The organism is Streptomyces broussonetiae (assembly GCF_009796285.1).
GTDB lineage: Bacteria > Actinomycetota > Actinomycetes > Streptomycetales > Streptomycetaceae > Streptomyces > Streptomyces broussonetiae.
This window is the reverse complement of the sequence record NZ_CP047020.1, coordinates 3249865-3267039: the sequence shown is the minus strand read 5'-3', so window position 1 is coordinate 3267039 and position 17175 is coordinate 3249865. Positions and strand designations below refer to the sequence as shown.

The window sequence follows — 17175 nt, the reverse complement described above, 5'->3', positions numbered from 1 at the left end:
CCGGCTAGGGCCGGGGGTGGTCCACGATTCCCCGGATCACCCCCAGCTCCACCAGGTCCTGCGGCCGGATCCGCAGTTGCTCGGCGGTCCTCTCCACCTCGTGCGGCGGGCGTTTGAGGATGGCCGCGGCAAGCTCCGGGGCGATCACCGAGAAGTAGCTGTCCGGGGTGGCCCAGGTGCGGCCGGGCGCGGCCAGGGCGAGGGCGCCGCCGGAGCCGCCCTCGCCGATGACCAGCGTGGTGACGGGGACGCGGGCCGCGGCCACCGCCCCGAAGACCTCCGCGATCGCCGGGCCGGCCCCCTGCCGCTCGGCCTCGGCGTCGTTCGCGGCGCCCGGGGTGTCCACCAGCGTCAGTACGGGGATCCCCAGCCGGTCCGCGAGCCGGATCAGCCGGGCGGCGGTGCGGTACCCGGCGGGTCGCGTCGCCGTCCCGGTCTGCGCAGCGTAGGCCACGCTGCGGCCGTCCCGCTCGCCGAACCCGCAGAGCATGCCCTCGGGGTCCGCGCCGCCGCACCGGTCACCGCTGATACCGAGGCGGTACGTGAAGCAGGCGTCCAAGTAGGCCTCGGACCGCGGGCGTTCGGGCGAGCGGGCGCGCCGGACGGCGTCCCAGCCGGTGCGCGGGAGGTCCGCCCGGCCCAGTGCCGGGGGCAGCGGCGCTCTTGCCGCCGGGCCGGTGAGCAGGCGCAGCCACCGGCCCAGCGTCCGCTTGAGCTGCTGCGGTGGCACGACCGCGTCCGCCGACCCGGCCGCCACCTGGGCCTGCGCCGTGTACGCGGCCGGGTCGGCGTCCGGCGGGCGGACCCGGGAGCCGGCGAAGCCCACCTGGGCGCCGGGCAGGGCCAGGACCACGTCCGCGCCCGCGCCGAGGGTGGCCCAGCCGCCGCCGGTCGTCGGGTCCCGCAGGACCGCGACCTGTGGCAGCCCCGCCTCCCGGGTGAGCGCCGACTGCCGGGCCACACGCTGCAGTTGGGTGAGGGCGAGCATGCCCTCCTGCATCCGGCTGCCCCCGGTCGCGACCAACGGCACGACCGGCAGCCGGTGGGCGCGGGCGTACTCGTACGCGGCCTGCAGCCGGTCCCCGGTGCGCTCGCCCAGCGAGCCGCCGAGGAAGCCGAACTCGAAGGCGAGCAGCACGGCCGGGGTGCCCTCGACGCGCGCGGCGGCGCAGACGACCGACTCCTCCTCGCCGGTGCGCGCGGCGGCGCGGGCGCGCGAGGCGTCGTAGCCCTGCCAGGCGAGAGGGCCGTCGGACGGTGACTCCCGTGCCGGAGAAGGCAGTTCGCGCAGGCTCCCGTCGTCCGCCACCAGGGACAGGATCTGCCGCGCCGAGCGCCGCTCAGGCATCGGCCACCAGGGCCCGCTTCAGGATCTTGCCCATGTCGTTGCGGGGGAGTGCCTGCAGGTGGTGGACGACGCGCGGGCGCTTGTGCGGGGCGAGGCGCCGGGCCACATGGTCCGCCAGCTCCTCGGCCGCGGGCGGCGCCTCGGGGTCTGCCGGGACGATCCAGGCGACGATCCGCTCGCCCAGGTCCGCGTCCGGCTCCCCGGTGACCGCCGCCTCCCGCACCCCCGGATGCTCCAGCAGGGCGTTCTCGATCTCGCCCGCGCCGATCTTGTAACCGCCGCTCTTGATCAGATCGGTGGCCTTGCGTCCGACGATCCGTACGTACCCGTCCGGCTCGCGCACGGCCATGTCCCCGGTGCGGAACCAGCCGTCGGCGGCGAACGCGGCGGCCGTGGCGTCCGGCCTGTTCAGGTACTCGGTGAACAGGTTCGGCCCGCGCACCTGGATCTCGCCGACGCTCTCCCCGTCGTACGCGGCGATCGGCGTGCCGTCCTCCTCCACCAGCCGCAGTTCCACGCCCGGCAGCGGCACCCCGACGGTCCCGGCCCGGGCCTCGCCGTCCGCCCGCACACTGGTGTTCATCAGGGTCTCGGTCATGCCGTACCGTTCGACGACCCGCCGCCCGGTGGCCGCGGCGATCCGCTCGTGGTCGTGCAGGGGCAGCGCGGCCGAGCCCGACACGAGCAGCCGGGCCCGCCCGAGCGCCTTGGCCAGCTCCGGGTCGTCCGGCAGGGCCTCGGCGATGCGGTGGTACATCGTCGGCACCCCGAACAGCATGCTCGCGCCCTCGTTCAGCTCCCGGGCCACGCCCTCGGTGCTGAACCGGCCCAGGTGCCGCACGCTGCCCCCGCGCCGCAGCGGGCCCAGAATGCCCAGCACGAGGCCGTGCACATGGAACAGCGGCAGCCCGTGGACCAGGACGTCCGCCTGCGTCCACTGCCAGGCGTCGGCGAGCGCGTCCAGGGTGGTGGCGAGGGCCCGGCGGGACAGGACGGCACCCTTGGGCGGGCCGGTGGTGCCGGAGGTGTAGACGACCAGGGCGGGGTCCCCGTCGGCGACCTGTGTCCCGGGGGCGGGCGCCGCGGCGGACACATCGACGTCCAGCCGCGTCAAGTGGCCGAGACCTGCGGGGAGTTCGGTGCCGGGTGCGGCCAGGACGAGGGTGGGGGCGCTGTCCGAGACGATGTGCGCGAGTTCCTTCTCGCCCGACTTGGGGTTCAGCGGTACGGCGGCGGCCCCGGCGAGCAGGACGCCGGTCACGGCGACGGCGGTCTCCAGCTCCGGGGTCGCCCACACGGCGACCCGGCCGGCCCCGCGCAGCTGCCCGGCGACCGCCCCGGCGGCCCCCGCCAGCTCGCCGTAGGTCAGGGACCGCTCGCCGAACCGCAGGGCGACCTTCCCCCGGACTTCGTCCGGGGGGACCCCCTTCTCGCTGCGCTCGGCCGGGCCGTCCGTCAGGGCGGGGAAGAGGGAGGTCACGCGACGCACTCCTAACGGTCGGCACAATCGACAGCACCCTTCCTACACCAGGTCTCTCGTCCCGACGACCGTGCCGTTCACCGGTGGTTGTTAGCCTCGCGGTGATCGAACCGCCGTACGACAGGGAGTCCGCCGTGCCCCGCATCGCACTCGTGACCTACGACCCCGGTGCCGAGCCGCACCGGGACGCGGACCTGCCGGTGCTGGTGCGGGCGCTCGTGGCCGCCGGGGCCGAGGCCGAGGCGCGGTACTGGGACGACCCGGAGGCGCACTGGGCCGGGTACGACCTGGTCGTCATTCGTTCCACCTGGGACTACAGCGGGCGCTCCGCACAGTTCGGGGCCTGGGTGGAGCGGGTCGCCGCCCTGACCCGGCTGGCCAATCCGGCGCCCGTGGTGCGCTGGAACACCGACAAGCGCTACCTCGGCGAGCTGGCGGCGGCCCAGGTGCCCACCGTCCCCACGCGCTACGTGGGCCCGGGCGAGCCGGTCGTGCTGCCCGCGGACCACGAGTACGTGATCAAGCCGACCTCGGGCGCGGGTGCCCGGTTCGCCGCCCGCTACACGCCCGCCGAGCGCGACACGGCCGAACGGCACCTGGCCCGGATGCACGCCGAGGGCTTCACGGCGATGGTGCAGCCCTATGTGCGGGGCGTCGACGTCAGCGGGGAGCGGGCGCTGCAGTTCTTCGGCGGCCGGCTGCTGCACGCCAGCCGCAAGGGCGCCGTCCTCGCACCGGGCACGCCGTACGACGCCGAGAAGGTGGCCCATCCCGACCTGGAGCGCTGGCAGCCGACCGGGGCCGAACTCGCCGTGGCCGAGAAGGCGTTGGCCGCCGTACCCGGCGGCGCGGCGGGGCTGCTGTACGCGCGCGTGGACCTCGTCGACGCGCAGGACGGACAGCCGCGCGTGATGGAGCTGGAACTGGTGGAGCCGAACCTGTTCCTGTTCCTGCATCCGGACTCGCTGCCCCGCGTCACGCAGGAGATCCTGACGGCGGCCGAGTACGTCACCGGGTGACCGCCGCCCGGCACGCCTGCGCGTACGCCCGTACCAGCGGCCGGTGCCCGTCCTCGCGGCGCCAGGCCAGCGCATAGCGGCTCGGTCCGATGCCCCGGACCGGGCGGACGACGACACCGCCCAGGGTGATCAGCGGGGCGTTGCCCTCGGCCACCAGACACAGGCCGAGGCCCGCGACCAGTGCCTCGTATGTCTCCTCCGCCCCGGAGACCTCCGCGCCGATCCGGGGCGGCCGGCCGCCCCGGGCGTCCAGGGCGAGCCAGTGGTCGCGCAGCCGGCCCGCGCTCATGGGCAGGGCCAGGAACGGCTCGTCCAGCAGGTCCGCGAAGTCCAGCTCGGCCCGGGCGGCCAGCGGGTGGCCCTCGGGCAGGGCGAGCAGCCGGGGCTCCTCGGCGACCACCGTCCAGTCGTAGCGCTCCTCGTCGGGCAGCGGCAGCCAGACGAAGGCGACGTCGCTCTCCCCGGTCGCGAGGCCCGCCGTCGGATCGTCCCAGCTCAGCTGGCGCAGCCGGACGGTGACCTCGGGGTGGGCGGCGGTGAACCGGGAACGGATGGCCGGCAGCAGCCCGCCCCGGCCGGGGCTGGTGCTCATGCCCACCGCGAGCGTGCTGCGCTGGGCCGCCTTGGCCGCCTCCACCGCGGCAGCGCCCGCCTCCCACGCGGCCAGCACGGCGCGCGCGTGCGGCAGCAGCGCCTCGCCCGCCGCCGTCGGCGCCACCCCGTGCCGGTCGCGCCGCAGCAGTTCCGCCCCCAACTGCCGCTCCAGCGCCCGGATCTGCTTGCTCAGCGCGGGCTGCGAGACGTACAGCCGCTCTGCGGCGCGGGTGAAGTGCAGTTCCTCGGCGACCGCGACGAAGTAGCGCAGTTCGCGGGCGTGGACGTCGATGGTCATAGCCGTTGGTTATCACCATGGGTCTTGGACGGGCAACGGCATCGGGCTGCAGTGTGGTGCGTGTCGAACACGGCGAGAGTGACCGGGAGTTGTGATGAACAAGGTGTGGCTGGTGACCGGGGCGAGCAGCGGGTTCGGGCGGGCGGTCACGCAGGCGGCCGTCGCCGCCGGTGATGTGGTGGTCGGTGCGGCCCGGCGTCCCGAGGCCCTGGACGACCTGGTGGCCGCCCATCCCGACCAGGTGGAGGCGCTCCGGCTGGACGTGACCGACACCGTCGCGATCGAGGCGGCGGTCCGTGATGTCGTGGCCCGGCACGGACGGATCGACGTGCTGGTCAACAACGCGGGCCGCACCCATGTCGGTGCCGTCGAGGAGACGACGGACGCGGAGCTGCGGGACCTGTTCGACCTGCACTTCTTCGGTCCGGCGGCCCTCGTCCGGGCGGTGCTGCCGTATCTGCGGGAGCGGCGCTCGGGCGCGATCGTGCAGATGAGCAGCATGGGCGGGCAGATGTCCTTCGCGGGCTTCGGGGCGTACAGCGCGACGAAGTTCGCCCTGGAGGGCCTGTCCGAGGCGCTCGCGGACGAGGTACGGGAGTACGGCATCAAGGTGCTGATCGTCGAGCCGGGCGCGTTCCGGACCTCGCTGTTCGAGGCCGACCGGGCCGGGGTCAGCTCCGACACGGGGGTGTACGCCAGGGTCGGTGAGACCCGCGGCTCTGTCGCAGGCGGCCAGGGCAGCCAGCCCGGCGACCCGGCCAAGGCGGCGGCGATGATCCTGGCCGCCCTGGAGGCGGCGGACACCCCGCTCAGGCTGCCGCTCGGCGACGACGGGGTGAGCGCGGTCCTGGCCCATCTCGACCAGGTCCGTGACGACGTCATGGCCTGGGAGAAGCAGACCCGGGCGACGGGTCACGACGCCTGACTCACGGGCGTACGGCCGTGCGCTGCAGCAGCCCCCACGTGAACTCGGCGACCACCTCGTGCCGTACGCCGTCCCGGTCCGGCGCGGTGAACGCCAGACCCCAGCGGGTGGGGGCCGTGCCCTCCAGCGGGCGGGCCGGGGCGAAGGCGCGGGCGGCCTCGTCCACCGTGCAGGACCAGGGGGCGAGGTCGTCCAGGGTCTCCAACTTGGGCGCCGGGGCGCCCGGTGCGCGTACCAGCCACTCGTTCCACACCGCACCCTCAGGCCCGACCAGCACCTCGAAGCGCAGGTCGGGCCAGAGCGGCAGGGCCCAGCGCCGGGCCTCGCAGACGGCGTCGCCGAGGCGGCGCGGGACGACCGACTCCGGCTCGCCCAGGACCGAGCGGTAGCGGGAGGCGGCGGAGCGGGAGCGGGGTGAGCGGACCATGGCCTGCCAGCGCTTGTTGGCCTCCCGCAGGTCCGCGATCGACGCACCCAGCGAGCGGCGGGCGTCCTCGACCAGGTCCGGGTTGTGGTCGGCCATGCGGCGCAGCAGCACCAACTGGAAGTCGACGTACATGCCCTTCATGGTGCCCGGCGTGCTCCGGACCATTGCCCGTGCTCCTCCCCGTGATTAGCCTATGTTCGTCATGCCGATCGCCTGTTGAAATCTCGAACACTGGCGCCTACACCCAAGGGAGGGGGCCGGACGTGGGACGCCTCGTGCCTGCCGTGACCCGGGCTCTCGACATTCTTGAGCTGTTCCTCGACGGGGACGGGACGCTCTCCGCCCCCGACATCGTGCGCAGGCTGCAGCTGCCGCGCACCACCGTGCACGAGCTGGTCACCACGCTCGCCGCACGGTCGTACATCGTGCCCGTGCCGGGCCAGCCCGGACGCTACCGGCTCGGGGTACGCCCGTACCAGCTCGGCAGCCGCTACGCCGAGCAGCTCGACCTCGCCGCCGAGGGCCAGCAGGTGGCCCGCGCGGTCGCCGAGACCTGCGACGAGACCGTCCACGTGGCGATCCTCGAGGGCACCGACGTCATCTACATCGCCAAGGTCGACTCCACGCACGCGGTGCGCATGGTCTCGGCCGCGGGCCGCCGCCTGCCCGCGCACTGCACCTCCGTCGGCAAGATGCTGCTGGCCGCGCTGGAGGAGCGGGAGCTGGCGGCGCGGATCCCGGACGGCGCCGAGCTGGCCGCGATGACGCCCAACAGCATCACCGACCCGGCCGCGCTGCGCGAGGCGCTGGGCCGGATCCGGCAGCGGGGCGTCGCGGTGGAGAGCCGTGAGTCCAACCCGGACGTCAGCTGTGTGGCGGCCCCCGTGCGCGACCGTACGGGTCAGGTGGTCGCGGCCCTGTCGATCTCGGTGCCCATGATCCGCTGGAGCGAGGAGCGCCGGGCGGAGCTGGAGCAGCTGGCGGTGAAGGGGGCGGCGGACCTGTCCGAGCGGCTGGGCCACCGGGGCGCGCCATGAGCGCCGGGTACGAGGTCGCGGTCCGTGCGGAGGCGACGCTCGGCGAGGGCCCGACCTGGGACGCGGCGACGGGGCGCCTGATCTGGCTGGACATCCTGGGCATGCGCCTGCACACGTACGACCCGGCGACGGGCCGGCGCACGGTGCGTACGACGGAGCAGCACGTGGGCGCGGCCAAGCCGAGGGTCGGCGGCGGTCTGGTGCTCAACCTGCGTGACGGCGTGGGCCTGTTGGGCCCCGACGGCGGCTTTGGCTGGCTGCACCACGAGCCGGTCCCGGGCCGCCGCGCGAACGACGCCGCGGTGGCGCCCGACGGGTCGCTGTGGGCGGGCACGATGCGCTACGACGAGGCGGCGGGCGGCGGCACCCTGGCGCGCCTGACGGGGGCGGGGACGGTCGAGACGGTCCTGCCCGGCGTCACGGTCAGCAACGGCACGGGCTGGAGTCCGGACGGCCGCCTGATGTACTACGTGGACACCCCGACCCGCCGCGTGGACGTCTTCGACCACGACGCCGGGCGGGTGGCCAACCGCCGCCCGCTGGTGGAGATCGAGGAGGGCGCGGGCCACCCGGACGGCCTGACCGTCGACGCCGACGGCTGTGTGTGGGTGGCTCTGTGGGACGGCGCGGCGGTACGCCGCTACACGCCGGCCGGCACGCTGGACCGGGTGATCGAGCTGCCCACCCCGCGCACCACGGCGTGCGCGTTCGGCGGCACCGGGCTGAGCGACCTGTACATCACCACGGCCAGGGTCGGCCTGTCCTCGCCGCACCCGCTGTCGGGCTCGGTGCTGGTGGTTCCGGGAGCCGGGAAGGGCCTGCCGCAACCGGCCTTCGCGGGCTGACCCGGGGGGAGCCGCCACGCCCATCGCCGGCACAACGACACCCGCTCACTCCGGCACCGGCAGTGGGAGCGGGATCGTCGTCGGTGCCGTCACCCGTGCCCGTACCGTCTCGATCTCCTCCGGCCTGCGCAGGGCGCGGGAGAGCGGGCCGATGTCGCGGAGCAGGTCCGTGGGGTCGGGGCCCGTGGCCGGCTCGGCCGGTTCCGGGGAGCGGCGCTTGTGCTCGATCGCGTCCAGGACGGCGATCGCCGCCGCCAGCGCGCGGGCCGCCTGCGCGGGATGTCCCACGGTGAGCGCGGCGTCGTACGAGCGGCTCGCCAGGTCGGTGTCGATGTACCGGGTCAGGGGGAGCAGGACGTCGCGGATGAAGGTCTCGCGGCGGGTCAGGCGCAGTTCCGGGGTGGCGTGGAGCACGAACGGCACCGTGTCGCCGCTCGCGCTCCGCATCAGCCGGTACAGCGGGCGCAGTTCGCGGTGGGCGCGCCGGACCTGCCAGCGGTCGTGCAGGTACTGCCCGGCGTGCGGGAGGATGAAGCCGGCCGCGACCAGGATCGCGGAGAGCGCGGCGACCGGCGGGGCCAGGTTCGTGCTCAACCAGTCCAGATCGTGTCCGGACCACCGCGCGACGACGGCGGTCACCTTGGCCGCGTCGAAGACCAGGTTGAGCGCGTATCCGGTGCCCAGCAGCTTCAGCCCCCAGCGCAGCCAGGCGTCCAGACCCTCGGTGTGCGCCCAGTTCCAGATGAGCCGGGAGGCGATCGTGCAGGCCACGGTGTGCGCGGTGAGATAGAGCAGGATCTCCTCGCGCATGAACGGCGTACCGGCGTAGTACGTGTCCAGATCCCGCACCCGCTCCACCGGCGCGTCCGCGAGCAGGAACAGCACCCACAGCGCGACGATCACTCCCAAGTACCCGAGGACCACCCGGCGCACCGTGCGCCGGGTCACGGCCGAGCGGTCGGACAGGCCGTTGCGCCAGGTCACGATGAGCAGCAGCCCGGACCCCGACATCGCGGTGATGAGCGAATAGCACCAGGGCGCCGACATGTTGGGCACCCCGGTCAGCTGGTTGACCCGGTGGATCGTGGACGGTGTGCAGAAGACGAACACCGCGCACGCGAGCAGCAGCAGTCCGCCGACCGCGCGCAGCAGGGGATCCCGCCACAGCCGGATGATCGTGGGCAGTTTGATCACCAGCGCGGCGGTGAGCACGGTGGTCGGGATCCAGAAGGAGATGTAGAACTCGCCGAGAAACTGCGAGGGATCAAGGGCCAGCTGTCTCACCGGGCGGCTCCTCCACGTCCGCGATAGCCGAGGACCCGCTGGACGGGGTCCGGCGGGATGGTGCGGGCCCCGGAGAGGTGGCCGCGGAACAGCGTGGCCAGCCGGTGCCCGAAGTCGTCGGCCTCGGCCTCGTCGGTCTCCCGGGAGCCGTTGCGGGCGGCCACCGTGAGCGCCGCCTCCCGCCAGCCGGGCGCGTCGGCCAGCGCGCGGGCCGCCGCGTCGCCCGCCAGGTGGTGATGCCGGTGCCCGGCGTGCAGATGCCACAACTCATGGCCCAGGATGACCAGTTGCTGCACGGACTCGGCCCGCTCCTCCACGATCACCAGGTCGAAGTCGGCGAACTCCACCCACAGCCCGGTGACGTCCAGTTCGTCGGGGAAGCGCTCGAAGCGCAGCTCGAGCGGCCGTCCGCCGCGCCGCGCGCTCATCTCCTCGCACAGCGCCCGGCACAACTCCCGTACGCCCTGCGGTGTGCCGGGCCGGGCGCGGACGGCGGCGGCCAGGTCGGCGGCCAGCAGGCGCATCGCCGAGCCGGACCGGGAAGACCGCCGGGAGAGCCGCCGGGGGAGCCGCAGCCACGTGGTCAGGGGTGCCGGCCGCCCGCTCGCGCCCGCGATGCCCATCGCCTCCCCCTTCTCGCTGTGCGGCCGGTCACGAGCGTACGCGCTGGATGTGTCCGCGTCATGCGATCCGGCGACCGTGGTCCGGGATCGGACCGGTGTGATCGGACGGGTGTGATCGGAATCGGACGGGTGTGATCAGACGGGTGTGACCGGCAGTCCGCCGGTCGCCGTGCCGAGCAGCGTCAGGCGTACCGCCCCGGGACCCGAGAGCGTGGTGAACTCCGAGAGGGCCGCCAGCGCGAGGGTGTTGGTGCCCCGGGTGCGCAGGATGCCGTTCGGCAGGACGAAGGTGTGCTGGGGGCCGACGTTGTTGATGTACTGCCCCAGGTTCCAGCCGTTGAGGAAGATCTGGGTCCGGTAGGCCCGGTACGGGTCGTCCTCCAGCGTCAGGCCGATCGAGGCGTCGAGGTCGGCCGGGACCGACAGCCGGAAGGCGGTCCGGTACCAGGTCACCCCCTGGTAGCGGGCGGCCCGCGGGAAGGCCACCGGCTCCCAGTCGTGGTCCCGGAATTCCGGCAGATGCCATCCTTCCCGCTCGCCGTACAGGCCGCCGTTGTTCATCGGCCCGCGCACGGGGTCCGGGGCCGCCTCGCCCTGGATGCGCCACTTCACCTTCGGGGCGGCCCCCGTGAAGGAGGCCGCCGTCAGGCCGCGTGCCGCCTTGTGCGTGTCGAGGCCCTTGCCGTCCTGGTCGTGCTGCATGCGCCGGACGAGGACCGACAGCACATGCGGGCCGGGCGAGCGCAGCGCCTCGCGTACCGGGAAGGTGGCCGTCGCCGTCCAACTCCCCTGCCGGGCGGTCGAGTTCCTGTCCGGGACGGGCATCCGGTGGGTGCCCAGCGGGTCACCGTCCAGCCAGGCCATCAGCAGGCCCTGGGTGCCCGTGCTGTAGGCGAGGGAGATCTCCTCGAGGCCGTCGGCGCCGGTGAAGGCGCCGCGATACCAGACGTCGCCGTAGTGGAAGCCGTAGTCGTCGGCGAACAGCACCGGCCGGCCCCTGGGGACCGGCGTGCTGGAGAAGGACGTCGTACGGTCGGCGACCTTCCAGCGCGAGTCGTCGAAGCCCGGTCCGGCCTCCGGGTTCTCCCGCCGCATCCGCCAGCCGTCCAGCGTGGGCAGCCGCACCTCGGGCACGGCGGGCAGCAGGCCGGTGGTCATCAGGCTGCCGGACAGGGTCACCCGGGTGGGCAGGGTCCGCCCGTTCCACACCAGGGTGTCGATCCCGCGCGGCCCCCAGACCTCGATGGTCGTCGTCCCGGTGACGTCACCGGTCAGGTGGACGGCCGAGCCGCGCAGCTCGGCGTGGCGCAGCAGAGCCGGGCCGTAGACCACCAGGGTCCCGGTCGGGGTGTCGTACGGGAAGAGGCGCACGGAGGTGGCGTCGTCTCCGAAGAGGAGTACCAGCGGGGTCTCGCTGCCGCCCTTCTGCACCAGGACCCGGGTCAGCCCGCCCTCGCCGAGGGGGCTGGTCACCCGCAGCTCGTCGTCGTCGTTGTAGACCCAGGCGGCCTCCGGGTCCAGCCGCATGACCGACGGCTCTTCCGGGGTCATCAGCACCAGGTCGGCCATGTCGGCGCTGCGCCCCGTGAACAGGGCGACGTCCTGCTGCCCGGCCGTCAGGCAGAAGACGGGCTGGGCGGTGGAGTACTTGAGCGTCCGCTCGCCGAGCTTGAGCCCGGTCGTCAGCAGCCGGGCGTCCTTGCCGGGCACCGTGATCCGCAGCCGGCCGGCGTCGGTGGGCAGGTCGCTGGTGACCGGGGCCGCGGTGTCGTTGCGGGCGACGTAGACATGGGCGCCGGTGTCCGGGTTGACCAGGTGGTAGACCTTCAGGCCCCTGGCCGCCACCTCGGCGGCCCGGTCGAGTTTGGCGAAGTCGGGCAGGCTCTGGAAGAGGTGGCCGAGCTGGTGCATCGGCGCGATCTTCGCGGTGACGTTGCGGGCTTCGTCGATGGCGGCCCCGTAGTCGTACGACGTGTAGACGACGGGTGCGGGCAGCCAGCCCCAGGAGGTACCGCCGAAGGTCATGTACACGTTGTGCAGGGTGAGCCCGTTGGCGAAGTTCGTCAGACAGAACCGGCGCTCGTAGGCCGCGTCCCGGGTGCGCCGCGACTCGGCGTACCCCTTGCCGTCGAACCAGGCCCCGCCCCACGGATCGAACCAGCCACCGCCGAACTCGGGCACGAACCCGGGCGTCGACGGCGACGCGCTGGCCCCGCCCTTCGCGCCGCCGGGCCCGAAGCTCCCCCAGTCCGGCGGGGTGCTCGAGGGGGACGGATACCCGTCGAAGCCGTACAGCCAGCCGCCCGTCTCGCCTCCGGTGTCGAACGAGCCGGGCGCCCAGTACCCGTTGCGCCCCTTGTCGTTGTGGAAGAGCGGTACGTCGATGCCGTCGGCCCGCACCTTCTTGTACAGGTGGGACATGTACCGTCGGCCGGTGACGTCCCCGGCGTGCGCGTCGTACTCGTTCTCGATCTGGTAGAGCAGGATCGTGCCGGTGCCCTGGGTGAACAGGTGCTTGCGGGCGATCCGGTTGACCTGGGTCAGCCACTGGTCGGCGTAGGACAGATAGGTCGGGTCGTCGGTCCGTGCGGTGCCCCTGGTCACGGTCAGCCACCCGGGGAACCCGCCCCCGTCGACCTCGGCGTTGATGTACGGCCCGGGCCGCAGGATGACGTACAGGCCGGTTTCGGCCGCCGTCCGCAGGAAGAGGTCGAGATCGCGGACGCCGGAGAAGTCGTACGTGCCCGGCGCGGGGGAGTGGTAGTTCCAAGCGACGTAGACACTGACGGCGTTGAACCCGTGCGCCCGCATCTTCTGCAGCACGTCCCGCCACAGCGCGGGGCTGGGCAGCCGGAAGGGGTGCATCTCCCCGGACCACACGACCAGGCGTCTGCCGTCCACGATCAGCGAGTACCGGTCGTAGCCGATGGTGTGCTGCTCACCGTCGACCCGGGGCGGCACGGGCGCGGGCCCGGTCGGCACACTGGCGCGCGCAGCGAACGCCGAGGGCGCGCCGGAGCCGCCGCTGCCGCCCAGGCCGAGCCCGAGCGCGGCAGAGCCGGCCAGGGCACTGAAAGTACGTCTGCTGAGCGCCAAGGTGGATCCTCCCGGGCGATCTTACGGGGCGCGGGTCCGGCCATTGTCCACGGACCGACGCCCCACAATGGATCCATGAGGATCTCGGCGCGGGCGGATTACGCGGTACGGGCCGTACTGGAACTGGCCGTACGGCAGGCTAACGGACCGGTGAAGGCAGAGGAAATCGCCGCCGTCCAGGACATCCCGCACAAGTTCCTCGAAGGCATCCTGGGCGCTCTGCGCCGGGCCGGGATCGTGGAGAGCAGGCGCGGCGGGGGCGGCGGCTACCGCCTGGCGAAGGACGCGGCCACGATCACCGTGGCGGACGTCATCCGGGGCGTGGACGGCCCGATCGTGTCCGTACGCGGTGAACGCCCGACGGACCTGTCCTGCACGGGCACGGCCCGGCCGCTCCTGCCGCTGTGGATCGCCCTGCGCGCCAACGTCCGCCGCATCCTGGAGGGTGTCACGGTGGCCGACCTCGCGGCGGACGCCCTGCCGGAGACCGTCCGGGCGCTGGCGGCGGAACCGTCCGCCTGGGAGAACCCGTGAAAAGCCGGATGTGAATGGCCGGAGTTCACTCTCCCGGGCCGGAGCGTGGCTTCCTTACGATGCTCACGCCTCCCGCCCTTCACAGGTTCCGCACAGTTTCTTCAAGGGTGAACGGGTGGCCCGGAGGCGCACCCCCCACTCCACAACACGGGAGAAACCATGGCTGGTGGACTGCTCCTGAGCGGCGCCGTAGCCGCTCTGCTCACCACCGCGCTACCCGCCCGGACGCCTGCCTCGGGCGTCTTCGACAACCCGCCCCCGGACAAGATCGTCATCGACGTGGCGACCGTCAACGGCTCCGGCTGTCCGGAAGGTACGGCCGCCGTCGCCGTGTCCCCGGACAACACCGCCTTCACGGTGACCTACAGCTCCTACCTGGCCCAGGCCGGCGGCAACTCCGACCCCACGGCCTTCCGCAAGAACTGCCAGCTCAACCTGGTCGTCCACGTCCCGCAGGGCTTCACCTACGCCATCGCCAGCGCGGACTACCGGGGCTTCCTCTCGCTCCAGCCCGGTGCCACGGCCACCCAGAAGGCCTCGTACTACTTCCAGGGCTCTTCGAACACCGTCCCCAAGACCCACCCGTTCAACGGTGCCTTCAACGACAACTGGGAGGCGACCGACAGCACCGACGTGGCCCAACTGGTCTGGGCGCCCTGCGGGGTGCTGCGCAACTTCAACATCAACACCGAGCTGAGAGTGAACGCCGGTACTCAGTCGCCGGACAAGGTCAGCTTCATGACCATGGACTCGACCGACGGCGACATCAGCACGGTGTACCACATGGCGTGGAAGCAGTGCCCGTAGCGGCACAGCCGACGAAGTCGCTCCAAGCGGCGGGGGAGAGGCCCGGCGTCGGGCCCTCCTTCGCCTTGGAGTCGCGGACGCGGATGGTGGCGGGGCGGATGGCGACCTCCACGCAGTTGTCGCCGGAGCCGCTGCTGCAGCTGCTCTTGAACCACGTCAGCTCGGAGGTGCTCATGGGTCTCCTCGAATCCGTTGCAGCAGGCTCACGGAGTCCCGGATGGTGAGAGCCTGTGAACGCAGAGTGGCATACCGGTTCCGGAGAACGCTGATCACCTTCAAGTCGGAGATGAACTGGCCGCTTTCCTGTCCCTCGCTGTACGCGAACCACTTGTTCTTCGGGGTCTCGAGCAGAGCGATGGGCCCGTGCAGTCCGGCGTGTGCCTGCTCGAGGTGCGGCTCGCCCTGGTGACCGGGAGTGTGCGGGTCGAGGGGACGGACACCCGGGCCGAGCGCCCCCCGGACCGTGCGAGGTGACCGGGCCCGCGCCGCTCGCCGCGGCCGGGCGAGGGCTTGTGCTGGTCGGGGCACTGGCCGACCGGTGGGAGGTGGTGGACCGCGACCCGCCCGGCAAGACCGTGCGGGCCGAGGTCGACGTACCCGGGTGGTCGGCCCTCTGCGCCGTTCGAAGGCCGCTGACGGCGAGGGCGCAGAAGATGAACAGCGGGGGCAGCCGGCGGTCGATCAGCAGAGCAGGTTGATCAGGCCGACGCAGTCCGGCCCGTCCCAGTCCCGGCCCTCGTCGTGGTCGCCGCGGCCGTGCTCGTGCTCGTGCTCGCGGCCGTGCTCGTGGTCGCGGCCGTGCTCGTGGTCGTGGTCGACGGGACTGGACTTGACTGTGGTGGCCCTCGCGGCCACTGCGGACGAGGGCGTGGCCGCGGTGGCCGCGAGCGCGACGCCCAGGGCGCCGGCCGCGAGTACTCGGGCGATGGTCCTGTGTCGGCGAGACGCCGGTATACCGTTCATGTGACTCACCCTGGCTGCCTTTGAAGGAAGTTTCACCTCGAGTGGGCCAACCGTGTGAGCCGCCCGGGATCCCGCGTTTCCAACCGCCTTGTGACGCAGTGGACTTCGCGCTCAGCCTGCCTGGCCCATGCCCGCCGCGTTCGGCCAGCTCTGGGCGTTCGGCCAGCCCGTGGCCGGGGCCGGGGTCAGCCCGTTCGGGGTGGCCGGCGCCGGGGCGGCGGGCGCCGTCACGCCGCGCACCTGCGCCGCCGTCAGCCCGCCGCGCGCCGGAACGCCGGGCGGGGTGGGGGCGAAGGCGGCGGCGGGGGCCGGGGCGGGCACGGGGGCCGGCATGGGCGGAGGGGGCGGGGCCGGGAAGGGCGCGGGGACCGGCACCGGGGCCACCGGCTGCTGCATCGGCATCATCGGCGGCTGAGCCGGGACCAGGGGCTGTTGCGCAGGGGCGGGCTGCACCACCGCCGGTACCGGAGCCGGCAGAGCCGCGGCAAGCGGCGCGGGTACCTGCTGGGGCGCCGCCGGCATCGGCATCCCGGCGCCGGGTGGGGGCACGGCGGCGGGGAGCGGCATGCCGGTGCCGGCGGCCGGAGCGGGAGCGGCGGTCATGGCCTGGGCCTGTGCGGCCAGGCCCGGTACGCCGCCTCCGTTGGTCTCGCTGACCAGCCGGTCGACGGCCGCCGTACCCGAGCTGTAGCTGGTCCCGGTGCCCAGCTCGGGTACGGCGGCTCCCCTCCTGGTCCCGTAGAGCACCTGTTCCAGGCCGGACACCAGGCGACGCACGTCGACCTGGGGGCGCACCACGAGTCTCAGGAAGCGGCTGGAGGAACCGATCTTGTTGCCGCACTCACGGACCAGGATCCGGTGCTCGGTGAGCATCCGGTCCCGGACCACCGTGCCCTCGGCTCCTACGGGCAGTCGTACGAAGAGGAAGTTGCCCTGCGAGGGGAACACCGTCAGGCCGGGGAGCGCGGAGAGGTGGCTGGCCATCTCCAGGCGGTCACGGCGGACCTGCAAGAGGCTCTGCGCGTACTCGACACCGTGCTCCTTCAGCATGAACACCACATGTTCGGCAAAGGAGTTGAGGTTCCACTTGGGCAGCATCGAGCGGACCCTGCCCGCGAGCGCCGGGTTCGCCACCAGGTAGCCGAAGCGGATGCCGTGCAGGCCGAAGTTCTTGCCGAGGCTGCGCAGGACGATGACGTTCGGGCGGAGCATGGCCTCGCGCACGACGCTCGGCTCGGCCTCGGCGTCCGCGAACTCCAGGAAGGACTCGTCCACGACGATCAGGTCCAGGTCCGTCATCGCGTCCATGAACTGGACCACCTGCTGCTTGCGGAGATAGCCGCCGTCGGGGTTGTTCGGGTTGCAGATCACGGCGACCCGCGTGCCCCGGGCGCGGATGAAGTCCGCGTACTGGGCGAGGTCCAGCGCGAAACCGGCCGCCTCCTGGAGCGGGAACATGTCGACCCGCTTGCCGGTCTCCATCGGCTGGTCGGTCCAGCGGCCGAAGGTGGGGACCGGTACCGCCAGGGACTCACGGACCAGGAGATGGTCGATCCAGGTGATCAGTTCCGTCGAGCCGTTGCCCATCGCCACGCACTGCGGCGGCAGTTGGAGCAGCGCGCACAGCTCGCCCGTGATGGTGTCGGCGCCGCTCGGGTAGTACGTGGCGATCTCACGCAGCCGGGCCGACAGCTCGTCGAACATGGCCGGGGTGGGGAAGTACGGGTTGCACGGGACGCAGAAGTCCACCGGCCCGGTCCCGTCGCCGCCCTCCCGTGCCAGCGCCGCCATCGACGGGCTGTGCGCGGCGGTGCCGCGGAACAGCGAGGTGACGTTGCCGGCCAAAGGAACCTCCGTTCAAGGTGGCCCGTGCGGGGGAGCACGGGCCACCCATG

The 17175-nt window shown here is 73.1% G+C and carries 16 protein-coding genes and 1 pseudogene; 6 read left to right on the top strand and 11 right to left on the bottom strand.

Annotated features, from left to right (window positions below):
- Positions 1-4: 4 nt before the first annotated feature.
- Positions 5-1348, bottom strand: coding sequence for a carboxyl transferase domain-containing protein (locus GQF42_RS15120; protein WP_199272688.1), 1344 nt, complete (start codon positions 1346-1348; stop codon positions 5-7).
- The gene (locus tag GQF42_RS15115) at positions 1341-2828 is read right to left on the bottom strand and encodes an acyl-CoA synthetase (protein WP_158920147.1); all 1488 of its coding nucleotides are present in this window, start codon (positions 2826-2828) and stop codon (positions 1341-1343) included. Before GQF42_RS15115 ends, GQF42_RS15120 begins: the two co-directional genes overlap by 8 nt.
- Before the next feature lie 134 nt (positions 2829-2962).
- On the opposite strand from GQF42_RS15115, the gene GQF42_RS15110 reads away from it, so the two are divergent.
- Positions 2963-3847 (top strand): ATP-grasp domain-containing protein, encoded by an 885-nt coding sequence (locus GQF42_RS15110; protein WP_158920146.1) that lies wholly within the window; start codon positions 2963-2965, stop codon positions 3845-3847.
- On the opposite strand, the gene GQF42_RS15105 is transcribed toward GQF42_RS15110, so the two are convergent.
- A complete protein-coding gene (locus GQF42_RS15105; protein WP_158920145.1) occupies positions 3837-4739 on the bottom strand; it encodes a LysR family transcriptional regulator in 903 nt (300 codons plus the stop codon). The two genes, GQF42_RS15110 and GQF42_RS15105, sit on opposite strands and share 11 nt — an antisense overlap.
- Before the next feature lie 94 nt (positions 4740-4833).
- On the opposite strand from GQF42_RS15105, the gene GQF42_RS15100 reads away from it, so the two are divergent.
- Positions 4834-5664 carry an oxidoreductase gene (locus tag GQF42_RS15100; protein WP_158920144.1) on the top strand — a complete coding sequence of 277 codons (831 nt, stop codon included), beginning with the start codon at positions 4834-4836 and terminating at the stop codon, positions 5662-5664.
- Between the two features lies 1 nt (position 5665).
- Here the strand turns inward: GQF42_RS15100 and GQF42_RS15095 are convergent, their stop codons facing one another.
- On the bottom strand, positions 5666-6256 hold the full coding sequence (locus GQF42_RS15095; RefSeq protein WP_158920143.1) for a hypothetical protein: 591 nt from the start codon (positions 6254-6256) through the stop codon (positions 5666-5668).
- A gap of 98 nt (positions 6257-6354) precedes the next feature.
- Here GQF42_RS15095 and GQF42_RS15090 point away from each other — a divergent pair, with 98 nt between their 5' ends.
- Positions 6355-7128, top strand: coding sequence for an IclR family transcriptional regulator (locus GQF42_RS15090; RefSeq protein WP_158920142.1), 774 nt, complete (start codon positions 6355-6357; stop codon positions 7126-7128).
- Positions 7125-7973 carry an SMP-30/gluconolactonase/LRE family protein gene (locus GQF42_RS15085; RefSeq protein ID WP_158920141.1) on the top strand — a complete coding sequence of 283 codons (849 nt, stop codon included), beginning with the start codon at positions 7125-7127 and terminating at the stop codon, positions 7971-7973. Before GQF42_RS15090 ends, GQF42_RS15085 begins: the two co-directional genes overlap by 4 nt.
- A 45-nt stretch (positions 7974-8018) precedes the next feature.
- Here GQF42_RS15085 and GQF42_RS15080 read toward each other — a convergent pair whose 3' ends face one another.
- The 3 genes from GQF42_RS15080 to GQF42_RS15070 form a co-directional block, all read right to left on the bottom strand.
- A complete protein-coding gene (locus GQF42_RS15080) occupies positions 8019-9257 on the bottom strand; it encodes an MAB_1171c family putative transporter (RefSeq protein WP_158920140.1) in 1239 nt (412 codons plus the stop codon).
- Positions 9254-9880 carry a toxin-antitoxin system, toxin component family protein gene (locus tag GQF42_RS15075; RefSeq protein ID WP_199272687.1) on the bottom strand — a complete coding sequence of 209 codons (627 nt, stop codon included), beginning with the start codon at positions 9878-9880 and terminating at the stop codon, positions 9254-9256. Before GQF42_RS15075 ends, GQF42_RS15080 begins: the two co-directional genes overlap by 4 nt.
- A 135-nt stretch (positions 9881-10015) precedes the next feature.
- Complete coding sequence (locus GQF42_RS15070; RefSeq protein ID WP_158920139.1) at positions 10016-12976, bottom strand: glycoside hydrolase family 35 protein; 2961 nt, start codon at positions 12974-12976, stop codon at positions 10016-10018.
- Positions 12977-13051: 75 nt separating this feature from the next.
- Between GQF42_RS15070 and GQF42_RS15065 the strand changes: the two genes are divergently transcribed.
- Positions 13052-13510 (top strand): RrF2 family transcriptional regulator, encoded by a 459-nt coding sequence (locus GQF42_RS15065; RefSeq protein ID WP_158920138.1) that lies wholly within the window; start codon positions 13052-13054, stop codon positions 13508-13510.
- A gap of 159 nt (positions 13511-13669) precedes the next feature.
- On the top strand, positions 13670-14317 hold the full coding sequence (locus GQF42_RS15060) for a DUF4360 domain-containing protein (RefSeq protein ID WP_158920137.1): 648 nt from the start codon (positions 13670-13672) through the stop codon (positions 14315-14317).
- Here GQF42_RS15060 and GQF42_RS15055 read toward each other — a convergent pair.
- From GQF42_RS15055 to GQF42_RS15045, 4 genes and pseudogenes are all read right to left on the bottom strand, one after another.
- The gene (locus GQF42_RS15055) at positions 14277-14492 is read right to left on the bottom strand and encodes a DUF397 domain-containing protein (protein ID WP_158920136.1); all 216 of its coding nucleotides are present in this window, start codon (positions 14490-14492) and stop codon (positions 14277-14279) included. The genes GQF42_RS15060 and GQF42_RS15055 overlap by 41 nt on opposite strands.
- Positions 14489-14698 (bottom strand): annotated as a pseudogene (locus GQF42_RS45900) (Scr1 family TA system antitoxin-like transcriptional regulator); the annotation flags it as partial. The pseudogene GQF42_RS45900 and the gene GQF42_RS15055, both read right to left, overlap by 4 nt.
- Positions 14699-14998: 300 nt before the next feature.
- Positions 14999-15280, bottom strand: a complete 282-nt coding sequence (locus tag GQF42_RS15050; protein ID WP_158920135.1) for a hypothetical protein — start codon at positions 15278-15280, stop codon at positions 14999-15001.
- Positions 15281-15391: 111 nt separating this feature from the next.
- Complete coding sequence (locus GQF42_RS15045) at positions 15392-17125, bottom strand: pyridoxal phosphate-dependent aminotransferase (RefSeq protein ID WP_158920134.1); 1734 nt, start codon at positions 17123-17125, stop codon at positions 15392-15394.
- Positions 17126-17175 lie beyond the last annotated feature (50 nt).